This window comes from Micromonospora sp. NPDC049497 (assembly GCF_044465805.1).
Classification (GTDB): Bacteria; Actinomycetota; Actinomycetes; order Mycobacteriales; family Micromonosporaceae; genus Micromonospora.
Genome location: NZ_JBITMC010000021.1, coordinates 21849 through 42657, shown reverse-complemented (window position 1 = coordinate 42657; position 20809 = coordinate 21849). Strand labels below are relative to the sequence as shown.

Here is a 20809-nt window from a genome sequence, read left to right as displayed (position 1 = left end):
TCGGGGGTGGGGGCGGGGTGGCCGTCGTGTTGTGTGCGACCGTTGTCTAATACAGGATCAGCAGGGCACTCGGAAGGAGCCCGACATCACCAGCGAACTCCCGCGTCTCGCGGCGGTGACCCGGCCGCACCGGGGGTCCGGCCATGCCGGTCCCTCCGTGGCACCCCGGGCGGTTCCGCACGCCGGTCTCGGGCACCACCCCAACCTGCCTCCGGGCGAGCGGCTGCGGGTGCTGCTGGTGGAGGACGACGAGGGCGACGCGTTCCTCGTCGGCGAGCTGCTCGCCGAGACGAACTCGATGATCGACCTGCTGGTGGCGACCAGCCTCAGCGAGGCCCGGCAGCGCGTGATGGGCGTCGACTGCGTCCTGCTCGACCTCGGCCTGCCCGACGCGCAGGGCCTCGACGGGTTGCGTCAGGTCCTGGAGATGGCCAGCGGGGCCGCCGTCTGCGTCCTCACCGGGCGCTCCGACGAGCACCTGGGCATCGTGGCGGTCGCCGAGGGCGCACAGGACTACCTGGTCAAGGGTCAGGTCGACGGCGTGCTGCTGACCCGGGCGCTCCGGTACGCGGTGGAGCGCAAGCGCGCCGACGAGAACGCCCGCCGGCTGCGCGAGGTCGAGCTGCGCCAGGCCGAGTCCGCCCGCCTGGAGCGGGGCCTGCTGCCGCAGCCACTGATGTCGACCGACCAGGTGGCGGTGCACACCTTCTACCGGCCCGGCCGGCACGCCGCCCTGATCGGCGGGGACTTCTACGACGTGGTGCAGACCCGCCCGGACCGGGTCGACCTGATCGTCGGGGACGTCTGCGGCCACGGTGTGGACGAGGCGGCGCTCGGCGTCGAGTTGCGGGTGGCCTGGCGGGCGTTGATCCTGGCCGGAGTCCCCGACGACGAGGTGCTGCCGGCGTTGGAGCAGGTGCTGATGAGTGAGCGGCGGCTCCAGGAGATCTTCGCCACGGTGGCCACCGCCCGGCTGGACCTCGACGTCAACCGGGCCACCGTCCGGCTCGCCGGGCATCCGCCGCCGCTGCTGCTCGCCGGCGGCAAGGTGGTGCCCGTACCGGCGCCGGGCGGCCTGCTGCTCGGCGTACGGCCCCGCCGACCTGTGGCATACGACCTGGAGTTCGACACCGATGACTGGTCCCTGTTGATGTACACCGACGGCCTGATCGAGGGGCGGGTGGGCGAGGGCGACGAGCGCCTCGACGTCCCCGGCCTGTCCGGCCTGCTCGCCGAACCGGCCAACCTGGCGGTGCCGCTGGCGGAACTGCCGGCCTGGCTGGTGGGGCGTGCGGAGCAGATCAACGGCGGCCCGCTCGCCGACGACGTCGCCATGCTGCTGGTCAGCCGCGGTGGTGGCCGGTGAGGCTCGGCAACCCCAACTGGACGCTACGGCGGCAGGTGGCCCTGCTGCTCGCCGTCGTCACGCTGATCCTGGTCGGTCTGGCCGGCACGGCCGCCGCCGTCGCCGCGCAGAACCGCAACCAGATCGACGCGATCCTCAACAAGACCGGGCCGCTGCGCGTGCAGGCGCAGGAACTGCTGAGCGCGCTGCTGGACCAGGAGACCGCGATCCGTGGTTACGCGGTCAGCGGGGACCTGGCCGACCTGACCCCGTACGACGACGGCGTGAAGCTGGAGCGCGAGCGGATCGCCTCGATGCGGGCGCTCCTGGACGGCGACCCGGCCATCGCCGAGGACCTCGACCGGGTGGAGGCCCGGGCGGCGCAGTGGCGGGAGAAGGTCGCCGTCCCGGTGATCACCGCGACCGGCGAGGACGGGCCGGACGCCGGGCAGGCCCTCGTCACCGACCGGGCCCGCGAGCAGTTCGACCAGGTCCGCGCCGCGGCCGACGACCTGCAGGCGGAGATCCTGGCCACCCGCGAGCGGAGCGCGGCCGACGTGCGGCGCAGCAGCAACCAGTTGGCCGTCCTCCTGATCGTCGCCGCCGCGGTGGTCGCGGTCGCCGGCATCGCGCTGGTGCTCTCCCTGGACCGCATGGTGATCCGCCCGCTGACCGACCTGGCCACCCAGGTCCGGGAGGTGGCCGAGGGCGACTACCAGCACCGGATCGCCGGGTCGGGTCCGCCCGAGTTCATCCACCTCAGCGACGACGTCGACGCGATGCGCCGCAAGATCGCCAAGGACCTCGACGAGGTACGCGAGGCGCGCGAGCGGATCGAGTGGGTCAACAGTCAGCTCCAGAAGCAGGCCGAGGAGCTGACCCGGTCCAACCGTGATCTGGAGCAGTTCGCGTACGTGGCCTCGCACGACCTCCAGGAGCCGCTGCGCAAGGTGGCGAGCTTCTGCCAGCTGCTCCAGCGCCGGTACGCCGGCCAGCTCGACGAGCGGGCCGACCAGTACATCGCGTTCGCCGTGGACGGCGCGCAGCGGATGCAGCGCCTGATCAACGACCTGCTGGCGTTCTCCCGGATCGGTCGTCTCACGACCGGCTTCACCGAGGTCGACCTGAACAAGGTGATGGGTGACGTGGCCGGGCAGACCGAGGCCGCCCTGCAGTACGCCGACGCCGAGCTGACCTGGGGCGAGCTGCCCGTGATCCGCGGCGAGGAGCCGCTGCTGACCAACCTGCTCGCCAACCTGGTGAGCAACTCGATCAAGTTCCGCCGCCCGGACGTCCCGCCGAAGGTGCACGTCTCGGCGCGGCTGGTCGGCGACGAGTGGGAGATCAGCTGCCAGGACAACGGCATCGGGATCGAGCCGGAGTTCGCCGACAAGATCTTTGTCATCTTCCAGCGGTTGCACGCGAAGGACGCGTACCCGGGCACCGGGATCGGCCTGGCCATCGTGAAGAAGATCGTGGAGTACCACGGCGGCCACGTCTGGGTGGACACCGGCACCGAGGAGGGGACCGCGATCCGCTTCACCCTCCCCGCGCTGCCCGAGGACGTCGAGGCCGCGACCCGGGAGTCCGAGGCGGCGGCGCAGGCCGAGGCGGCGGACGGTACGGCGGCCACCGGCGAGCCCGCCGGGATCGACGGGCAGGCGGAGGACGTGGGCGCCACCGCGGGCCCCGAGAGCGCGGAACGCCCCGACGCGGCGTCGGTAGGCGGTAGAACGGGTGCAATGAAGGAGACGGTGGGATGACCGCGCCGGCGGACGGCAAGAGCCCGATCGAGGTCCTGCTGGTCGAGGACGACCCGGGTGACGTGTTGATGACCCAGGAGGCCTTCGAGGAGCACAAGCTCCGCAACCGGCTGACCGTCGTCTCCGACGGCACCGAGGCGCTGGCCTACCTGCGGCGCGAGGCGCCCTACACGGACGCGGTGACACCCGACCTGATCCTGCTGGACCTCAACCTGCCCCGGCGCGACGGGCGGGAGGTGCTGAAGGAGATCAAGAAGGACGAGCAGCTCTGCCGGATCCCGGTGGTCGTGCTGACCACGTCGCAGGCCGACGAGGACATCCTCCGCAGCTACCAGTTGCACGCCAACGCGTACGTCACGAAGCCGGTGGACTTCGAGCGGTTCATCTCGGTGGTCCGGCAGATCGACGAGTTCTTCGTCAGCGTGGTCAAGCTGCCCCCGCGTGGCTGACACCCTGCTCGACGACGTCGCCGGGCTGCTGCGTGAGACCGCCGACCGGGTCGTGGTCCCGCTGTTCCGCAAGCTGGACGACGCCGACGTCGAGGAGAAGGCGCCCGGCGAGATCGTCACCGTCGCCGACCGGCAGGCCGAGGAGCTGATCTCCGCGACCCTGCGGCGGATGCGCCCCGGCTCCGTGGTGGTCGGTGAGGAGGCGGTCGCGGAGGATCCGGGGCTGCTGGGCCACCTGCGTGAGGCGGGCGAGGTCTGGTTGGTCGACCCGATCGACGGCACGTCGAACTTCGCCGCCGGGCGCCGGCCGTTCGCGTTGATGGTGGCCCTGCTGACCGACGGCGTGCCGACGGCCGGCTGGGTGTACGACCCGCTCGCCGGGACGCTGGCCGTGGGGCGGACGGGCGAGGGGACGTACGTCGACGGCCGGGCGGTGACGGCGGCGGACGCCGCGCCCGCGGTCGGCGGGCTGCGGGGCGCGGCGATGACGCGTTTCCTGCCGCCGCGCGAGCGGGCCAGCGTCGAGACGGGCGGGGAACGGCTGGGCGAGCTGCTCCCCGGCCAGCACTGCGCGGGCCGGGAGTACCTGGACATCCTCACCGGCGCGCAGCAGTTCGTGCTCTTCTGGCGGACCCTCCCGTGGGACCACGCCCCCGGCACGGCGCTGGTGCGGGCGGCCGGCGGCGTGGCGCGCCGCTTCGACGGCACCGACTACGACCCGACGGACGACGGTCGCGGCCTGCTCGTCGCCGCGAACGAGCGGATCTGGGCGGACGTCCGGGAGGCGTTGCTCGGCGGAGCGTGAGCACCGGTACGACGCACCGTCGACGTTCGATGTCGGAGAGGGTCGCGGGCCTGGTCACACGCGGCCGTTCCGGTATCCTGACCCGCGGTCTCCACCGGCCGGTCGTCGACCGGCCCCGACGGGGGCCGCCGCCGCGCAGGGGTCACCGGGGGGTCGGCGGTCGACGGAAGGATGCTCTCGTGCGTACGACCATGCCCTCCGGGCGTCGCAGCCCGCTGATCGCTGTCCTCGCCGCCATCGCGATGCTCCTCGGCGTCGGGGCGGTGCCGGCGTACGCGGAGCCGAACGAGGGTGGCTCGAAGAAGCTGCGGGACACGCTGGAGGCCACCGCCAAGGCCCACATCGAGGCCCAGGCGAAGCTGACGAACTCCAAGCGTCGGCAGAAGGAGCTGACCAGCCAGCTCGCCGCGGTCGAGGTCCGGTTGGTCGACCTGACCGAGCAGGTGGGCGAGGTGGCCGCGCAGTCGTACCGGCTGGGGCGGCTGAGCGCGGCGGCGATGCTGCTGGAGAGCACCTCACCGGAGGCGTTCCTGGAGCGGGCCGCGAACCTGGACACGATGGCGCAGCGGGACGGCAAGAAGATCCGGGAGCTGACCGACGTCCGCGAGGAGGCCCGCGCGGCGAAGATCGCCATCGACGGCGAGATCCGCGAGCAGCAGAAGCAGGTGCTCGTGATGGCCAAGCGGAAGCGGGAGGCCGAGGCGGCGCTCGCCGCGGTCAGCTCCGGCAGCAGCGGCGGCTTCAGCGGCGGCAGTTCCACGTCGGCGAGGCCGGCGCCGCGCAACTCCGACGGGTCGTGGCCGTCGGAGTCCTGCTCGGTGAACGACCCGACGACCTCCGGCTGCATCACGCCGCGCACCCTGAACGCCCTCCAGCAGACCCAGGCCGCCGGTTACAAGCGCTACGTCTCCTGCTACCGGAGCGGCGGCTCCGGCGAGCACCCCAAGGGCCGGGCCTGCGACTTCTCGGCCGCCGCCGGTGGGTTCGAGGACCGGACCGCCACCGGTGGGGACAAGGCGTACGGTGACGCCCTGGCCGCCTGGCACGTGCGCAACGCCGGCCGACTGGGAGTGTTGTACGTGATCTGGTACCGGCAGATCTGGCATCCCGGCACCGGCTGGCGGTCGTACGGCGGCAGTGGCAGCCCGGCGGCGGACCACACGAACCATGTTCATCTCTCGATGTACTGACCCGGGGCCCCAGGTTCACTGCGTACCATCGCGCGGGTGAGCTCCCCAACCTCCGACGTCACGGTCCCGCCGGCGGGGCACCTGCCGGTGCCCTCCCGGGCGCTGCCCAACGGCCTCGCCGCGTTCCTGGTCTTCTTCGCCAGCGGCGCCGTCCTGGTGCTGGAGACCGCCGCGCTGCGGCTGGTCGGCCCGTACGTCGGGGTGACCCTCCAGGTGACCAGTTCGGTGATCGGCATCGCGCTGGCCGCCATCGCGTACGGCGCGTGGTCGGGCGGCTGGCTGGCCGACCGCCGCGACCCGCGCACCCTCATCGCTCCGGCCCTGGTGCTGGCCGGCATCGCCACCGCGGTGACCCTGCCGGTCGTGCGGTACGCCGGTGAGGTGCTGCGCGGTGGCGCGGCCAGCGCCATCCTGCTGCTCGTCGCTCTGGCCGTGTTCGTGCCGGCGATGCTGCTGGCGGCGGTCACCCCGCTGGTGGTCAAGCTCCAGCTCGCCGACCTGCGCCGCACCGGCCAGGTCGTCGGTCGGCTCTCCTCGATCGGCACGCTCGGCGCGGTCACGGCCACCCTGGTCACCGGGTTCGTCCTGGTCGCGGCGCTGCCCAGCACGGTGATCCTGCTCGGTCTGGCGGTGTCCCTCGGGGTCAGCGGGATCGCCCTCGGCGTGTGGCTGCGCCGGCAGGACCGCACCGAGCTGCCCGGACCGGCCCGTGCCAAGGCCGCCCTGGCGGTGCTCGGTCTGGTCGGCGCCGGCCTGACCACGGTCGCGCCGACCCCGTGCGACATCGAGACGGCCTACCACTGCGCCCGGGTGACGTCGGACCCCAACCGCGACACCGGACGTACGCTGCTGCTCAACTCGGCCCAGCACTCGTACGTGGACCTGGCCGACCCGACGTACCTGGAGTACGCGTACACGAAGTGGATCGGGGCGGTGGCCGACGTGGCCGCCCCGGCCGGTCGCCGGCTGGACGCGCTGCACCTCGGCGGTGGCGGGTTCACCGTGCCCCGTTACCTGACCGCCACCCGGCCGGGCACCGACAACGTGGTGTTCGAGATCGACGGCGGGCTCGTCGAGCTGGGCGAGCGGAAGCTCGGCGTACGCCAGGGACCGGACCTGCGGGCGGTGGTGGGCGACGCCCGGATGCTGGTCGCGGGGGAGGGCACGGACAGCCGTGACCTCGTGGTGGGTGACGCGTTCGGCCACCTGGTGGTGCCCTGGCACCTCGCCACCCGGGAGATGGCGGCGGAGATCCGCCGGGTGACCCGGCCCGGCGGCGTCTACGTGCAGAACGTCATCGACTACCCGCCGCTGCGCTTCATCCGCAGCGAGCTGGCCACCGTCGCCGCCGAGTTCGGGCACCTCGCGCTGATCGCCCCGGCGGCCGCGCTGGCCGGGGAGGACGGCGCGAACTTCCTCATCGTCGCCTCCGACGCCCCGTTGCCGCTGCCGGCGATCCAGGCCCGCCTGACCCGGGCCGACCCGACGGCGGCCCTGCTGTCCGGGGCCGCCCTGGACGACTTCGTCGGCGAGGCGCTGGTGCTGACCGACGACTACGCCCCGGTGGACCAGCTGCTCGCCACCGCCTGATCGGGTGACATCGCTGACCGATTCCGACCTTCCAGGTGTAGCCGGGACGGTCCCGGGCAACAACGACTCCCATGGGTGGAGGAGTCCGTGACGGCGCGCAGTTGCTCGGGGAGCGGTACCGGCTGATCGAACAGCTCGGTGCCGGCGGCATGTCCGTGGTGTGGCGCGGCTACGACGAGGTGCTCGGCCGCCAGGTGGCGGTCAAGGTGCTCGCGTCCCGGCTGGCCAGCGACCGGGCGTTCCGGCACCGGATCCGGGTGGAGGCCCAGGCCGCCGCCCGGCTCTGTCACCCCAACATCACCAACGTGTACGACTACGGCGAGTCCGTGCAGGGTGAGCTGACCGTGCCGTACGTCGTCATGGAGCTGGTCGACGGCGAGTCGCTGAACGGCCGGCTGCGCCGGGGCAGGCTGCCCTGGCGGGAGGCCGTGTCCATCGGTGCGGAGGTCGCCTCGGCGCTGGCCACCGCGCACGCGCGTGGTGTGGTGCACCGCGACGTGACCCCGGGCAACGTCATGATCACGGCCACCGGGGTCAAGGTGGTCGACTTCGGCATCTCGGCGCTGGTGGGGGAGAAGGAGAAGGGCCCGGACGGCGCGTTGCTCGGCACGCCCGCGTACCTCGCCCCGGAGCGGCTCGACAACGGCGAGGTCTCGCCGGCCACCGACGTGTACGCGATGGGCCTGCTGCTCTACCGGATGCTCACTGGCCGGCTGCCCTGGCAGGCCGACACGACCACCCAGATGCTGCGTGCGCACATGTACACCGACCCCGATCCGATGTCACCGGTGACCGGGCTCCCGGACGAGGTGCGCGACCTGGCGCACCGGTGCCTGGCCAAGCGGCCGGCGGACCGGCCGACCACGGCCGAGGTGGCCCGTACGCTCGCCGAGGCGGCCGGCATGATCCCCGCCGTGCCGGTGTCCCCGGCCCCGGTCGGTGACCATTCGGTCGAGCTGGCGAACGCCGGCACGACGATCCTGCCCTGGTCGGTGGCCACCGACGCGCTGCCCTTCTCCGTCGCCCGGAACCGCCGGTCGACCCGCCGGCGCCGAAGGGCCGAGGCGCTCGTGGCCGCCGGTGGCCTCGTGGCGGTGACGGCGGCGATGTGGGGGGTGACCTCCGGCAGCTCGGCCAGTGGCGGTGTCGACCAGCCCACCGAGGCGCGGATGGGCGCCGACAAGAAGCCTTCCTGCCAGGTCGCGTACGCCCTGCGCGCCGACTCGGGGAAGGACTTCGCCGCCGAGGTGGCCCTGACCAACACCGGCGGCTCCGAGCTGCGCGACTGGCGGATGAGCTTCACCTTCCCCGGGCAGCAGACGGTGACGAAGGCCGAGCCGGCGACGGTACGTCAGCAGGGCTCGACGGTGCAGGTCGAGCCGGCGCCCCAGCGGGCCGCCCTGGCGCCGGGAGTCACCGAGAAGGTCTCCCTCGCGGGCCGGTACACCGGGGCCAACCCACTGCCGGTGGAGTTCCGCGTGGGCGACCAGGTCTGCGCGGTGCAGGTCTCGGGCGTCGCCGGATCGGTCCCCAGCACCGCCCCGGCGCCGAAGCCTTCGGTGCGGAAGGCGCCGCCCAGGAAGACGACGACCTCGTCCGGCCGTGACGAAAGCGGCTCCCGCGACGGCACGAAGAGCGGCAGGTCGGAGAACGCCGGCAAGGGCAAGGGCGGTGGTAAGGGAAAAGCGTGAAGCCGGGCAACGGCGGCCGGGGAGGCCAGGGCAAGGGAAAGTGACGCGGGTCAGGTCAGGGCGGCGAAGCGCTGCACCTGGTCGATGCTGCCCTCGACGATGAGCACACTGCCCGGCACGAGAACCCGGTCGTCGGTGGCGTACCGGAATCGTTCCCCGGGGTCCTTCACGCCCACCACCCGCACCCCGTAGTGCTCGACCGGGGCCAGTTCGCGCAGCGAACGTCCGGTCAGGCCCTTCGGGGTGGGTATCTTCGCGATGGCGAAGTCGTCGCCGAACTCGATGAAGTCCAGCATGCGGCTGACGATCAGGTGGGCCACCCGTTCACCGGTCTCGGCCTCGGGGAAGATGACGTGGTGCGCGCCGACCGACCCGAGGATCTTGGCGTGCTTCGCCGAGGTGGCCCGCGCCCAGATCTGCGGCACCCCCAGCTCGACCAGGGCCAGGACGCTCAAGACGCTCGCCTCGACCGAGGCCCCGATGGCCACCACCGCCCGCTGCAGATCGGCCACACCGATCTGGCGCAGGACCCCCTCCTCGGTGGCGTCGGCCTGCACCACCCGGTCCAGCCGGTCCGCCCACCTCTGCACCCGCTCCGCGTTGCGGTCGACGGCCAGCACCTCGTGGCCCTGCGCGGCCAGCGCGCCGGCCAGGTGGTGGCCGAACCGTCCCAGGCCGATCACCAGGACGGCGCCGGAGTTCGTTCCTCTAGCCGACAATGGGTTGCTCCTCCGGGTATCGGTACCGCGACCGTCGGGTGTTCAACGCGATCGCGGAGCCGAGGGTCAGCGGCCCGATCCGGCCGATGTACATCAGAAGGGTGAGCAGGTACTGGCCGCCGTCGGAGAGCGACTGGGCGATCCCGACGGACAGGCCGGTGGTGCTGAACGCCGAGGTCGCCTCGAACAGCGCCTGGTTGAACAGGACGCCCTCGGTGAGCACGATCAGGGCGGTCGTGCCGGCGGCCACGAACGCGACGCTGAGCAGGGCGATCGTGATCGCCTGCCGCTGACTCGCGGTGGCCACCCGGCGGTCCCCGATCCGCACGTCCGGCTCACCGCGCAGCTCCGCCCAGATGACGAAGGCGAGCAGGAAGAACGTGGAGACCTTGACTCCGCCGGCGGTGCTGGCGCTGCCGCCGCCGATGAACATCAGACCGGTGAGCAGCGGGAAGCTCTCCTCGCTCAGCGACGCGGTGGGCAGCACCGCGAACCCGCCGGTACGGCTCAGCGCGACCTGGGTGAACGAGGCCAGGATCTTGCCCCGGACGTCGTACTGGCCGATGGTCCTGACGTTGGTCCACTCGGCGGCGAGCAGGGCGGCGAAGCCGATCACGAGCAGCACGACGCTGCCCCAGATGGTCAGCTTCGTGGCCACGGCCCAGCGGCGGGGTCGCCGCCACTCCCGCACGGCCTCGAACAGGGCGGGGAAGCCGAGGCCGCCGACGATGGCACCGACGGCCAGTGGCAACGAGACCCAGGGATCCAGGGAGAAGGCCAGCAGGCCGTCGGTGTAGAGCGAGAAGCCGCCGTTGTTGAAGGCCTGCACGGAGTGGAAGGCGCCGGACCACAGCGCCCGGCCCACCGGGTAGTCGTAGGCCAGCGACAGGCGACCCGCGACGACCAGCGTCATCACCGCCTCGCACGCCAGGACGGTCGTCACGATGCGCAGCAGCAGCCTCCGCACGTCGCCGACCCCGTACTCGGCGGTCTCGGCCTGCACCAGCAGCCGGTTGCGCAGCCCGAGCCGGCGGGACACCGCGAGGACGACCAGCGCGGCGCCGGCGAGGATTCCCAGGCCGCCGATCTGCGTGAGGACGGTGATCAGCGCCAGCCCGGAACCGGACCAGTAGTTCGGGGTGTCGTTGACGGCCATGCCCGTGACGGAGACCGCCGACGTGGCGGTGAACAGCGCGGTGGCGAACGGTGTGCGCTCGTAGACGATGGTCGCCGGACGGAGCATCAGCAGCCCGGTGCCGAGCAGGATCAGCACCAGGAAGGCGAGCGGCACCAGCCGTACTGGGTGACGAAGAAGCCGGCGCACCAGACAATCTTCCTTTTCCGCCCCAGCCGTGGTGCGGAAACGGCGACGACGCCCGCTGCCAGCCCGGTCCGTCGCGACCGGTCCGCCGGCACCCCGCAAGTGTTCACCCGGTCGCCAGACCCCGACCAACTGCCGGCCAGGGAACGAGGGTCTGCTGTCGTCGATCCCCTCGACGACAGGAGACGGCCTTGCGACGTACCCTTTCCGTGCTCGGTGTGGCCGGCGCGCTGCTGGCGGCGGCGGTGGCCGTGCCGACCGCGGCCGCGGCCCGCGACGACCGGCCCGAGCACGCCGACCGCGACCGCGCCACCCACCGCCCGATCGTCATCGGTCACCGTGGCGCCAGCGGGTACCGGCCGGAGCACACGCTGGAGGCGTACCGGCTGGCGATCCGCCAGGGCGCCGACTACATCGAGCCGGACCTGGTCGCCACCCGCGACGGCGTCCTGGTCGCCCGGCACGAGAACGAGATCAGCGGTACGACCGATGTCGCGGCCCGCCCCGAGTACGCCGCCCGGAGGACCACGAAGACCATCGACGGGGTGTCCGTCACCGGCTGGTTCACCGAGGACTTCACCCTGACCGAGCTGAAGACGCTGCGCGCCAAGGAGCGGCTGCCGCAGGTGCGGGTCGCCAACACCGCCTTCGACGGCCGGTTCGAGGTGCCCACCCTCCAGGAGGTCATCGACCTTGCCCGGGCCGAGGGTCGGGCGCGCGGACGGGTGATCGGTGTCTACCCGGAGACCAAGCACCCGACGTACTTCGCCTCCATCGGCCTGCCGCTGGAGAAGCCCCTGGTCGAGGTGCTGCGGCGCAACAAGCTGACCCACCGCAACTCACCGGTGATCATCCAGTCCTTCGAGACGGCGAACCTGCGTGAGCTGAACCGCGTCGTCGACGTCAAGCTGGCCCAGCTGCTCGACGCGGCAGGCCGCCCGTACGACTTCGCCGTCGCCGGTGACACCCGCACCTACGCCGACCTGGCGAAGCCGGCCGGCCTGGCGTGGATCGCCACGTACGCCGACGGGATCGGGGCGAACAAGAACCTGATCGTGCCCCGGGACGCCACCGGCCGGCTGCTCGCCCCCACCACCCTGGTGCGGGACGCGCACGCCGAGCACCTGATCGTCCACGCCTGGACCTTCCGGGCGGAGAACCAGTTCCTGCCGGCCGACTTCCGGATCGGCACCGACCCGGTCGCCCGCGGCGACATCCAGGCCGAGTACGAACTGTTCTACGGCCTGGGCCTGGACGGTGTCTTCACCGACCACCCGGACACCGCCGTCGCCGCCCGTGCGGGCCTGCCCCGCCGCTGACCACCTGGCCCGCCCGTCGGGCCCCCCCCCCCCGGCCCCGGGGGGGGGGCCCCCCCCCCCCGCCCCCCCCCCGCCCGCCCCCCCCCCCCCCGGGGCGGGGGGGGCGCCCCGACTCGCGCCCGGCACCGTCTCGGTGGGAGCCTGTGGTGTCCGCTTCCGGCCGACCGCGACGGCGCGTGCGTCCCGCCGACGCGGTCGAGTGGAACACCATGTACGTCACCGCCCGCCGGAGACAGCAATGGTGTTCCACCCGTCGCGCACGGACGGAGGGCGGCGGCGTGAAGGCGTGACGGGTGGCGCGGCGCGGACCGTAGACCGGCGACGGGTGGTGCACTGGTGGCGGGGGGCGACACACGGCCGGGGTTGGCGGTGGCGACGAGGGCCATCGCCTCCGTACGCCGTCACTGCCCGGCGCGGGCCGCTGTAACCGTGCGCCACCCCGCTCCTGTTACTTGTGTGTTTCCGCCACATAGCCCGTGGGTGACGTCACTTCTAGCGTGAGCCGACAATGAGTTCCCCTTCCTCCGAGTCCTCACGTGGAGTCGCAATGACGGTCCGGACGACGCGGCGGGTGTTCCTCTCCGCCGCCACGATGATGGCCGCGGCGCTCGCCGCCACGGCCTGTGGCAGCCCGCAGGAAACCGCCTCCGGCGGCGGCGACAGCGCCGCACCGGTCAAGGTTGGCCTGGTGTACTCCCAGTCGGGAGCGCTGGCCAGTTACGGCAAGCAGTACATCGAGGGGTTCAAGGCCGGCCTCGACTACGCCACCAAGGGCACCAACAAGGTGGGCGAGCGGGCCATCGAGCTGACCGAGGTCGACGACGCCGGTGACCCGGCGAAGGCCGTCTCCGCGGCCAAGGACCTGATCGGCAAGGGGCACAAGATCATCGCCGGCTCGACGTCGTCCGGCGTGGCCCTCCAGGTCGCCCCGATCGCCGCCCAGAACAAGGTCCTCTTCATCTCCGGTCCGGCCGCCACCGACGGCGTGACCGGCGCGAACAAGTACACGTTCCGCTCCGGCCGGCAGTCGTACCAGGACGTGGTGACCGCCAGGTCGTTCATCGGCGACCCGGCGGGCAAGAAGGTCGTGGTGTTCGCCCAGGACGGTGCCTTCGGCGACGCCAACGAGGCGGCCGTCAAGAACGTCATCGGCGGTGCCGGCGCGACCGTCACCAGCGTCCGGGCTCCGGCGAGCGCCACCGAGTTCACCCCGTTCGCGAGCCAGATCAAGGCCGCCAAGCCGGACCTGCTCTTCGTGGCGTGGGCCGGCACCACCGCCCCGGCCATGTGGCAGACCCTCGACCAGCAGGGCGTACTGTCCTCGACCACGGTCGTCACCGGGCTCGACATCCGCGCCTCGTGGCCCACCTTCGGCGCCGCCGGCAGCAAGATCTCTTTCCTGTCGCACTACTTCGACGGAGCCAGCGACACCGAGGCCGCCAAGGCCGCCAAGGCCAAGATCCCCGGCGGGACGCTCGACCTGTTCCACCCGGACGGGTTCGCCGCGGCGCAGATGGTCGTGCGTGCGGCCCAGGAGGGCGGCGACGACGTGGACAAGATGATCACCGCCCTGGAGGGCTGGAGCTTCGACGGGATCAAGGGCAAGATGACCATCCGCAAGGAGGACCACGCCCTGCTCCAGCCGATGTTCCAGGCCAAGCTCACCGGTAGCGGCCAGGCCTTCACGGCCAGCGCGCAGAAGAGCCTGACCAGCGACGAGACGGCGCCGCCGGCCGTGGCGATGAAGGGCTGACGCAGAATGCTCACCACCCGCGGTCTGACCTGGCGGATCGGTGAGGTCGCCATCGTCGACAGCGTCTACCTCGACCTGGCGCCCGGGGAGTTCCTCGGCGTCATCGGGCCCAACGGCGCCGGCAAGACCTCACTGTTCAACCTGATCACCGGCCTGCGCCGGGCCACGGAAGGTCGGATCACCCTCGACGGGCAGGACATCAGTGCCCTCCCGCCGCACCGGCGGGCCCGCCTCGGGCTGGGTCGTACCTTCCAGGCGTCCTCGGTCTTCGGCTCGCTCAGCGTGCGGGAGAACGTCCGGCTCGCCGTGCAGGCGTACCGCGGGGGTTCGATGAAGCTGTGGCGGCGGGCGGCGGCCGACCGGGAGGTCGCCGCCGCCGCCGACGCGGCGCTCGACCGGGTCGGCCTCACCCACCGGGGTACGGCGCTCGCCGGCACCCTCGCCCACGGCGAGAAGCGCAAGCTGGAGATCGCCCTGCTGCTCGCCGGCGAACCCCGGGTCATGCTGCTCGACGAGCCGATGGCCGGGGTCAGCGCCGAGGACGTGCCCGAGCTGGTGCAGGTGATCCGCTCGCTGACCGGCGACAGCGGCCGGTCCGTGCTCATGGTCGAACACCACATGGACGTGATCCTCGAACTGGCCGACCGGATCGCCGTGATGCACCACGGTGCCCTGCTCGCCTGCGACACCCCGGAGACGGTGATGGCCAACCCGACGGTGCAAGAGGCCTACCTGGGGGAATCGCTATGACTGAGCCGGTACTCAGTGTGGAGGACCTGTCGGTCCGCATCGCCGGGCTGCACATCCTCCAGGGGGTGTCCTTCACGGTCGCGCCGACCGGCGTCACCGTGCTGCTCGGCCGCAACGGCGTCGGCAAGACGACCACCCTGCGGGCGATCGTCGGGCTCACCCCCCGCAACGGCGAGGTGCGCGGCGCCGTCCGGATGGGCGCGCAGAGCCTCCTCGCGCGCCCCACCCACCGGCTGGTCCGCGGTGGGCTGGGCTACGTGCCCGAGGACCGTTGCGTCTTCGCCGGCCTCACCGTCGCGGAGAACCTGCGGCTCGCCGAGCGGCGGGGCACCACCCCCGCGTACGACCGGGTCTTCGCGCTCTTCCCGGAGCTGGACCGGCGCGGACGGCAACGGGCCGGCTCGCTCTCCGGTGGGCAGCAGCAGATGCTCGCCATCGGCCGGGTGCTGCTCAACGACAACCGGCTGCTGCTGGTCGACGAGCCGACCAAGGGCCTCGCGCCGAAGGTGGTGACCGAGGTGGCCGAGGTGCTGGAACGGGTCGCCGAGTCCGTCCCGGTGCTGCTGGTCGAGCAGAACCTGGCGGTGGTCCGGCGGCTCGCCCGCGACGCCGTGGTGCTCTCCTCCGGGCAGGTGGCCTGGACCGGGAACGCGCAGGAGTTGCTGCTGGAGACGGGCCTGACCAAGTCCCTGCTCGGTGTCGGTTCGGCGGAGGTGCATCACTAGATGGACACGATCGTTCTCCTGACGTTGACCGGGCTCGGCCTGGCGGCGCTCTACTTCCTGGTCGCCTCCGGACTCTCCCTGGTCTTCGGCCTCGCCGACGTGCTGAACTTCGCGCACGGCCTCTTCCTCGGCGTCGGCGCGTACGCGACGTGGTGGGCGGCGGGCAACCTGCCCGGTGCCGGGCCGGACGGGTTCGGCTTCGTGGTCGCGGTCGCCTTCGGCGTCGCCGCCGGAACGTTGGTCGCGGTGCTCGTCGAGCTGGTGCTGATCCGGCCGCTGTACTCCCGCACCATCGAGCAGGTGCTGGTCACCGTCGGTCTCTCGCTGGCCGGCGTGGCACTGCTCCAGGCCACCTGGGGCGCCGACGCGCGCACCTTCCCGCGGCCCGAGTGGACCCGCCAGGTCACCTCGGTCCTCGGGGCGAACGTCCCCAACGGCGGCCTGCTGCTGATCATCGCGGCGGTGGTGGTGCTCGGCGCGATCCTCGCGTTCCTCCGGTGGACCCGCTACGGCCTGGTGATCCGGGCCGGGGTGGAGAACCGGGAGATGGTGACCGCGCTCGGCATCGACGTGCGCAAGGCGTTCACCCTGGTCTTCGCGATCGGCGGGGCCGCCGCGGCGCTGGCCGGTGCGCTCGGCAGCGTCTACTTCGGCACCGTCTCGCCGGGCCAGGGCGGCTCCCTGCTGATCTTCGCCTTCATCGTGGTGGTCATCGGCGGGATGGGGTCGGTCGTCGGTTCCGCGTACGCGGCCGTCGCCGTCGGGCTGCTGCAACAGTTCGTCAACTACTACGGCACCTCCGGGCTGGGCGACGTCTGCGTGGTCGGGCTGCTCGCCGTGGTGCTGCTGCTGCGCCCGCAGGGCATCGCCGGAAAGGTGGCAACGGCATGACCGAGGTCAAGAGTCCCGAGGTTCCCGCGCCCCCGGCGGCGGTGCCTGCCGAGTTGACCCCCGGAGACCGGTGGGGACGGGTGCGCCCGTTCCTGCCCCTGATCCCGCTGCTGGTGGCGCTGGCCCTGCCGTACTCGAAGCTGGAGCTGCCGGGCATCTTCGAGGGTCCGCTGAACTCGCCCGGCACCCTGCAACTGCTCGCCGTCTGCCTGGTGTTCGGCGGGCTGGCCGCCGGCTACGACCTGCTGTTCGGGCGGACCGGCATGCTCTCCTTCGGGCACGCGCTCTACTTCGCCGCCGGGGTGTACGGCACGGACATCCTCGTCACCCGGGCCGGGCTCCCGCTGTGGCAGGCGGCGCTGTTCACCATCACCGGCGGGACGATCCTCGCCGCCCTGCTCGGCGCGGTGGCGTTGCGTACGGTCGGGATCGCCTTCGCCATGGTGACCCTCGCCTTCGCCCAGGTCGGCGCGATCCTGGTGGCCCGCGACTTCGGCGGGCTCACCGGCGGCGAGGAGGGCCTGCCGCTGGACGTGTCCGGGCTGCCGGAGGGGCTGGTCGGCGTCACCAACACCGTCAACCTCTACTGGCTGGCCCTGGCGTACCTGGTCGTGGTGGTCTTCGTGGTGCACCGGGTGTCCGGTTCGCCGACCGGCCGGGTGCTCGCCGGCCTGCGGGACGACGAGCGGCGGATCGGGGTGCTGGGGCTGGACCCGTACCGGTTCAAGCTGGTGGCGTTCACCCTGGCCGGCGGGCTCGCGGCGGCCGGCGGCGTGGTCTACTGCCTGATCGTCGGCGGCGCCTCGCCGCACATCACGTCCAGTGAGCTGACGCTGTCGCTGCTGGTCATGGTGGTGCTCGGCGGCCCCGGCACCCGCTGGGGGCCGGTCATCGGGGGCATCCTCTACATGTACCTGGACCACCGGCTGGTCGCCTTCGGCACCAGCGACGCGGTGGACGCCCTGCCGGCGTTCCTCAGCCGCCCGCTGTCCCAGCCGCTGTTCGTGCTCGGCACGGTGTTCATCCTGGCCGTGTACTTCTTCCCCGGCGGCCTGGCCAGCCTGGCCCCCCGCCTGACCCTGCTCCGCAACTCCCTCCGCACCCGCCCCCGGGAGCGCTGACCCGCGTCGATCATGAGGTTGGCGGGGCGGCACACCGGCGTGTCGCCCCGCCAACCTCATGATCGACGGGTTCGGCGTGGGGGGCGGGGGGCGGGGCGGGGTGGGGGGCACCGGGGGCGAGAGCCGCGGCGCCCCGTGTGGCCGCGGCTCCGTCGCTGTGCGTCGTGCGTCAGCCGTTCAACATCTCGTACGCCGAAGCCGGTGCGGCCTGCACGTCGTCGCCGGTCGGCGCGGTGATCTTCGGGGCCGTGCCGAAGTCGTAGTACTTGACGGCGTACTTCGCGGCCTTCTTCTTGCCCGCCGCCGGGATGTCCAGGGTGAGCGTGGCCAGGTTCCCGTCCGGCCCGACCGTGGCGGTGAACGGCACCGCCTTGGCCTTGTCGGCGAGGGCGGCGAGGTCCAGGCCCTCCATCGCCTCGGCCACGGCCGGGTCGCCGGTCAGGTCGACCGTGCCGGTGTACGACCCGTCCGCCTGCTTCGCGACGCCGTCGGCGACGCGCAGGATGACGCCGGTGTTGCCCGGGTCGGCGCCCTCGTACCCGGGCACGCCCTCCGGGTCCTCGATCTTGGTCTCGTCCAGCTCCATCCACTTTTTCGGCAGCTTGAGCAGGGCGGCCAGCTCGTCGGCACCGTCGAAGTCGACCTTCATGAAGGAGCGCTCCTCGACGACCCGGAACGACAGCTTCATGGTGAAGCCCGCCTCCGCGTCCTTCTCGATCACGGTCAGCTCGGTGCCCTTCGCGGCCGGGTCGACCAGCCCGGAGACGGCGGAGCCCGTCTCGTCCGTGCCGCTGAACCGGAACGCCGGGTCCTTCTCGTCCGGCACGGCGGCCAGCAGGTCCGTCTTCGGGTCCGGGCTCTTGGACGGCGCGGACGTCCCGCCCGTGTCGCCGCTGCACCCGGCCAGCAGGGTGGTGGCTGCCAGCACGGCGGTCGCGCCGGCGGCGACCCGCCGGAGCAGTCCAGCGGTGCCGATTCGCTGCGTCATGTCGCTTGTCTCTCTCTCACGGGGCTTGATGCCGAGGCCGATCCTGACACGAGCACACCGTCATGCTGCCGTCCGACCGCCGTGCACTGCCGATCGGGGCCCCGGCGGGTGTCGGGAGGGGAACACCGCCGGTGTCGTCCGGCGCTGGTAGAAATGCCGGATGGGTGTGGATCGGACGGCGGTACGGGAGCGGGCCGAGGCGGTGCTGCGGCGGTTGGCCGGCGAGCACGCCCGGCTCCGCGAGGACCAGTGGCGGGCGATCGAGGCGCTGGTGGTCGACCGGCGCCGGGTGCTCTGCGTCCAGCGCACCGGTTGGGGCAAGTCCGCGGTCTACTTCGTCGCCACCGCGCTGCTGCGCGACCGCGACGTAGCCGGCCCGGCGCCGGACGCCGGGCCGGTCGGTCCGACGGTGATCGTGTCGCCGCTGCTGGCGCTGATGCGCAACCAGGTGGAGTCGGCTGCCCGGGCGGGCATCCGCGCCCGCACGATCAACTCCGCCAACCTGGACGAGTGGGACGAGATCACCACCGAGATCCACGCCGGTGCGGTGGACGTGCTGCTGATCTCCCCGGAGCGGCTGAACAACCCGGACTTCCGGGACACGGTGCTGCCGAAGCTCGCCGCCACCACCGGTCTGCTGGTGGTCGACGAGGCACACTGCGTCTCCGACTGGGGGCACGACTTCCGGCCGGACTACCGCCGGCTGCGTACCTTCCTCGGCAACCTGCCGGAGGACACGCCGGTGCTGGCCACGACGGCCACCGCGAACGCCCGGGTCACCCAGGACGTCGCCGAGCAGCTGGGCGACGCCCTCGTGCTGCGTGGCAGCCTGGACCGGGAGTCCCTGCGGCTGGGCGTGCTCGACCTGCCGAGCCCGGCGCACCGGCTGGCCTGGCTCGCCGACCACCTCGACGAGCTGCCCGGCTCCGGGATCGTCTACACGCTCACCGTGGCCGCGGCGGGGGAGGCCACCGAGTTCCTCCGTTCGCGGGGCTACCCGGTCGCGTCGTACACGGGGCAGGCCGAGGACGCCGACCGCCGCGCCGCCGAGCAGGACCTGCTGGACAACAAGATCAAGGCACTGGTCGCGACGAGCGCGCTGGGGATGGGCTTCGACAAGCCCGACCTCGGCTTCGTGGTGCACCTGGGCGCGCCGCCGTCGCCGATCGCGTACTACCAGCAGGTCGGCCGCGCCGGTCGCGCCGTCGCCCACGCCGAGGTGCTGCTCCTGCCGGGCGCCGAGGACGCGGCGATCTGGCGCTACTTCGCCTCGCTGGCCTTCCCGCCGGAGGAGCAGGTCCGGGCCGTGCTCGCCGCCCTGCACACCGATCGGCCGCTCTCCACCCAGGCCCTCGAACCGATCGTCGACCTGCGCCGCGCCCGGCTGGAGCTGATGCTCAAGGTCCTCGACGTGGACGGCGCGGTCCGCCGGGTGCGCGGTGGGTGGCTCGCCACCGGCGAGCCGTGGGCCTACGACGAGGTCCGGTTGCGCCGCGTCGCCGCCGCGCGCACCGCCGAGCAGCAGGCCATGCGGGAGTACGCGACCACGCCCGGCTGCCGGCTGCGTTACCTGCGCGAGTGCCTGGACGACACCGGGGCGGCCGACTGCGGGCGGTGCGACCGCTGCGCCGGCCCGCTCTTCCCGGCCGAGGTGTCCGAGGCCGCGCTGACCGCCGCGCAGACCTTCCTGGGGCGGCCCGGTGTGGAGGTCGCGCCCAAGAAGCTGTGGCCGACCGGGTTGGACGCGGTCGGGGTACCCCTGAAGGGCCGCATCCCCCCGACGGAGCAGGCGCTGCCCGGGCGGGCGGTGGGCCGCCTGTCGGACCTCGGCTGGGGTGGGCGGCTGCGCACCCTGGTCGGGCCGGAGGCGGCGGACGCGCCCGTGCCCGACGACGTGGCCGCCGCCGTGGTCGAGGTGCTGAAGGCGTGGGCGCACGGCGACGACCCATGGCCGCGTCGTCCCGTCGGCGTGGTGGCGGTCGGGTCGCGGCGTCGGCCCCGGCTGGTCGGGTCGCTGGCCGAGCGCATCGCCACGGTCGGTCGGCTGCCCCTGCTCGGTCACGTGACCCCGGTGGGCCCGTCCGGCGCCGGGGGCGCGCGGGGCAACAGCGCCCAGCGGGTACGCGCGCTGCACGGCGCCTTCACCGTGCCCGACGAGGTCGCCGATGCCCTCGGCGGGCTGGCCGGGCCGGTGCTGCTCGTCGACGACCTGGTCGACTCGGGTTGGACCATGACGATGGTCGCCCGGGAACTGCGCCGGGCCGGTGCGCCGGACGTGCTGCCGCTCGCCCTCGCGGTCGCGGGCTGAGCGGGCCGGCGGCGTTCCGGCCGAGCTGCCCGTTCCGTCGTCCGGCGGGGCGGGAAAGTTCCCGGCCGGGCCGGACTGCGA

General features: G+C 72.8%; 17 protein-coding genes. 14 read left to right on the top strand and 3 right to left on the bottom strand.

Features of this window, described 5'->3' with window-relative positions; translation table 11 throughout:
• The first annotated feature begins 115 nt into the window (after window positions 1-115).
• The 7 genes from ACIBR0_RS24295 to ACIBR0_RS24265 all read left to right on the top strand — a co-directional run bounded on the left by ACIBR0_RS24295 (window position 116) and on the right by ACIBR0_RS24265 (window position 8833).
• A complete protein-coding gene (locus ACIBR0_RS24295; protein WP_396719318.1) occupies window positions 116-1366 on the top strand; it encodes a PP2C family protein-serine/threonine phosphatase in 1251 nt (416 codons plus the stop codon).
• The gene (locus tag ACIBR0_RS24290; protein ID WP_396719316.1) at window positions 1363-3108 is read left to right on the top strand and encodes an ATP-binding protein; all 1746 of its coding nucleotides are present in this window, start codon (window positions 1363-1365) and stop codon (window positions 3106-3108) included. The genes ACIBR0_RS24295 and ACIBR0_RS24290 overlap by 4 nt, the downstream gene beginning before the upstream one ends.
• Entirely contained in the window at window positions 3105-3557 is a 453-nt protein-coding gene (locus tag ACIBR0_RS24285) for a response regulator (protein ID WP_396719314.1), read from the top strand. The genes ACIBR0_RS24290 and ACIBR0_RS24285 overlap by 4 nt, the downstream gene beginning before the upstream one ends.
• Window positions 3550-4362: an inositol monophosphatase family protein gene (locus ACIBR0_RS24280; protein WP_396719312.1), complete on the top strand. Its 813-nt coding sequence runs from the start codon at window positions 3550-3552 to the stop codon at window positions 4360-4362. Before ACIBR0_RS24285 ends, ACIBR0_RS24280 begins: the two co-directional genes overlap by 8 nt.
• A gap of 179 nt (window positions 4363-4541) precedes the next feature.
• Window positions 4542-5552 (top strand): coiled-coil domain-containing protein, encoded by a 1011-nt coding sequence (locus ACIBR0_RS24275; protein ID WP_396719310.1) that lies wholly within the window; start codon window positions 4542-4544, stop codon window positions 5550-5552.
• 36 nt (window positions 5553-5588) lie between these two features.
• A complete protein-coding gene (locus tag ACIBR0_RS24270; protein ID WP_396719308.1) occupies window positions 5589-7142 on the top strand; it encodes a fused MFS/spermidine synthase in 1554 nt (517 codons plus the stop codon).
• Window positions 7143-7213: 71 nt separating this feature from the next.
• On the top strand, window positions 7214-8833 hold the full coding sequence (locus tag ACIBR0_RS24265) for a serine/threonine-protein kinase (RefSeq protein WP_396719306.1): 1620 nt from the start codon (window positions 7214-7216) through the stop codon (window positions 8831-8833).
• Between the two features lie 50 nt (window positions 8834-8883).
• Here ACIBR0_RS24265 and ACIBR0_RS24260 read toward each other — a convergent pair whose 3' ends face one another.
• Window positions 8884-9516 carry a potassium channel family protein gene (locus ACIBR0_RS24260; protein ID WP_396719395.1) on the bottom strand — a complete coding sequence of 211 codons (633 nt, stop codon included), beginning with the start codon at window positions 9514-9516 and terminating at the stop codon, window positions 8884-8886.
• Window positions 9517-9541: 25 nt separating this feature from the next.
• Complete coding sequence (locus ACIBR0_RS24255; RefSeq protein WP_396719304.1) at window positions 9542-10876, bottom strand: TrkH family potassium uptake protein; 1335 nt, start codon at window positions 10874-10876, stop codon at window positions 9542-9544.
• Window positions 10877-11064: 188 nt separating this feature from the next.
• Here ACIBR0_RS24255 and ACIBR0_RS24250 point away from each other — a divergent pair, with 188 nt between their 5' ends.
• From ACIBR0_RS24250 to ACIBR0_RS24225, 6 genes are all read left to right on the top strand, one after another.
• Complete coding sequence (locus ACIBR0_RS24250; RefSeq protein ID WP_396719302.1) at window positions 11065-12192, top strand: glycerophosphodiester phosphodiesterase; 1128 nt, start codon at window positions 11065-11067, stop codon at window positions 12190-12192.
• A gap of 547 nt (window positions 12193-12739) precedes the next feature.
• Complete coding sequence (locus tag ACIBR0_RS24245) at window positions 12740-13945, top strand: substrate-binding domain-containing protein (protein WP_396719300.1); 1206 nt, start codon at window positions 12740-12742, stop codon at window positions 13943-13945.
• A gap of 6 nt (window positions 13946-13951) precedes the next feature.
• Window positions 13952-14695 (top strand): ABC transporter ATP-binding protein, encoded by a 744-nt coding sequence (locus ACIBR0_RS24240; RefSeq protein WP_357038316.1) that lies wholly within the window; start codon window positions 13952-13954, stop codon window positions 14693-14695.
• Window positions 14692-15420 carry an ABC transporter ATP-binding protein gene (locus ACIBR0_RS24235; RefSeq protein ID WP_357038313.1) on the top strand — a complete coding sequence of 243 codons (729 nt, stop codon included), beginning with the start codon at window positions 14692-14694 and terminating at the stop codon, window positions 15418-15420. Before ACIBR0_RS24240 ends, ACIBR0_RS24235 begins: the two co-directional genes overlap by 4 nt.
• Window positions 15421-16311 (top strand): branched-chain amino acid ABC transporter permease, encoded by an 891-nt coding sequence (locus tag ACIBR0_RS24230; protein ID WP_396719297.1) that lies wholly within the window; start codon window positions 15421-15423, stop codon window positions 16309-16311. It abuts the gene before it with no gap.
• Window positions 16308-17432 (top strand): branched-chain amino acid ABC transporter permease, encoded by a 1125-nt coding sequence (locus ACIBR0_RS24225; protein ID WP_396719295.1) that lies wholly within the window; start codon window positions 16308-16310, stop codon window positions 17430-17432. Before ACIBR0_RS24230 ends, ACIBR0_RS24225 begins: the two co-directional genes overlap by 4 nt.
• A 169-nt stretch (window positions 17433-17601) precedes the next feature.
• On the opposite strand, the gene ACIBR0_RS24220 is transcribed toward ACIBR0_RS24225, so the two are convergent.
• Window positions 17602-18420, bottom strand: a complete 819-nt coding sequence (locus ACIBR0_RS24220; RefSeq protein ID WP_396719293.1) for a hypothetical protein — start codon at window positions 18418-18420, stop codon at window positions 17602-17604.
• 160 nt (window positions 18421-18580) lie between these two features.
• Between ACIBR0_RS24220 and ACIBR0_RS24215 the strand changes: the two genes are divergently transcribed.
• Complete coding sequence (locus tag ACIBR0_RS24215) at window positions 18581-20728, top strand: DEAD/DEAH box helicase (RefSeq protein ID WP_396719291.1); 2148 nt, start codon at window positions 18581-18583, stop codon at window positions 20726-20728.
• Window positions 20729-20809: the final 81 nt, after the last annotated feature.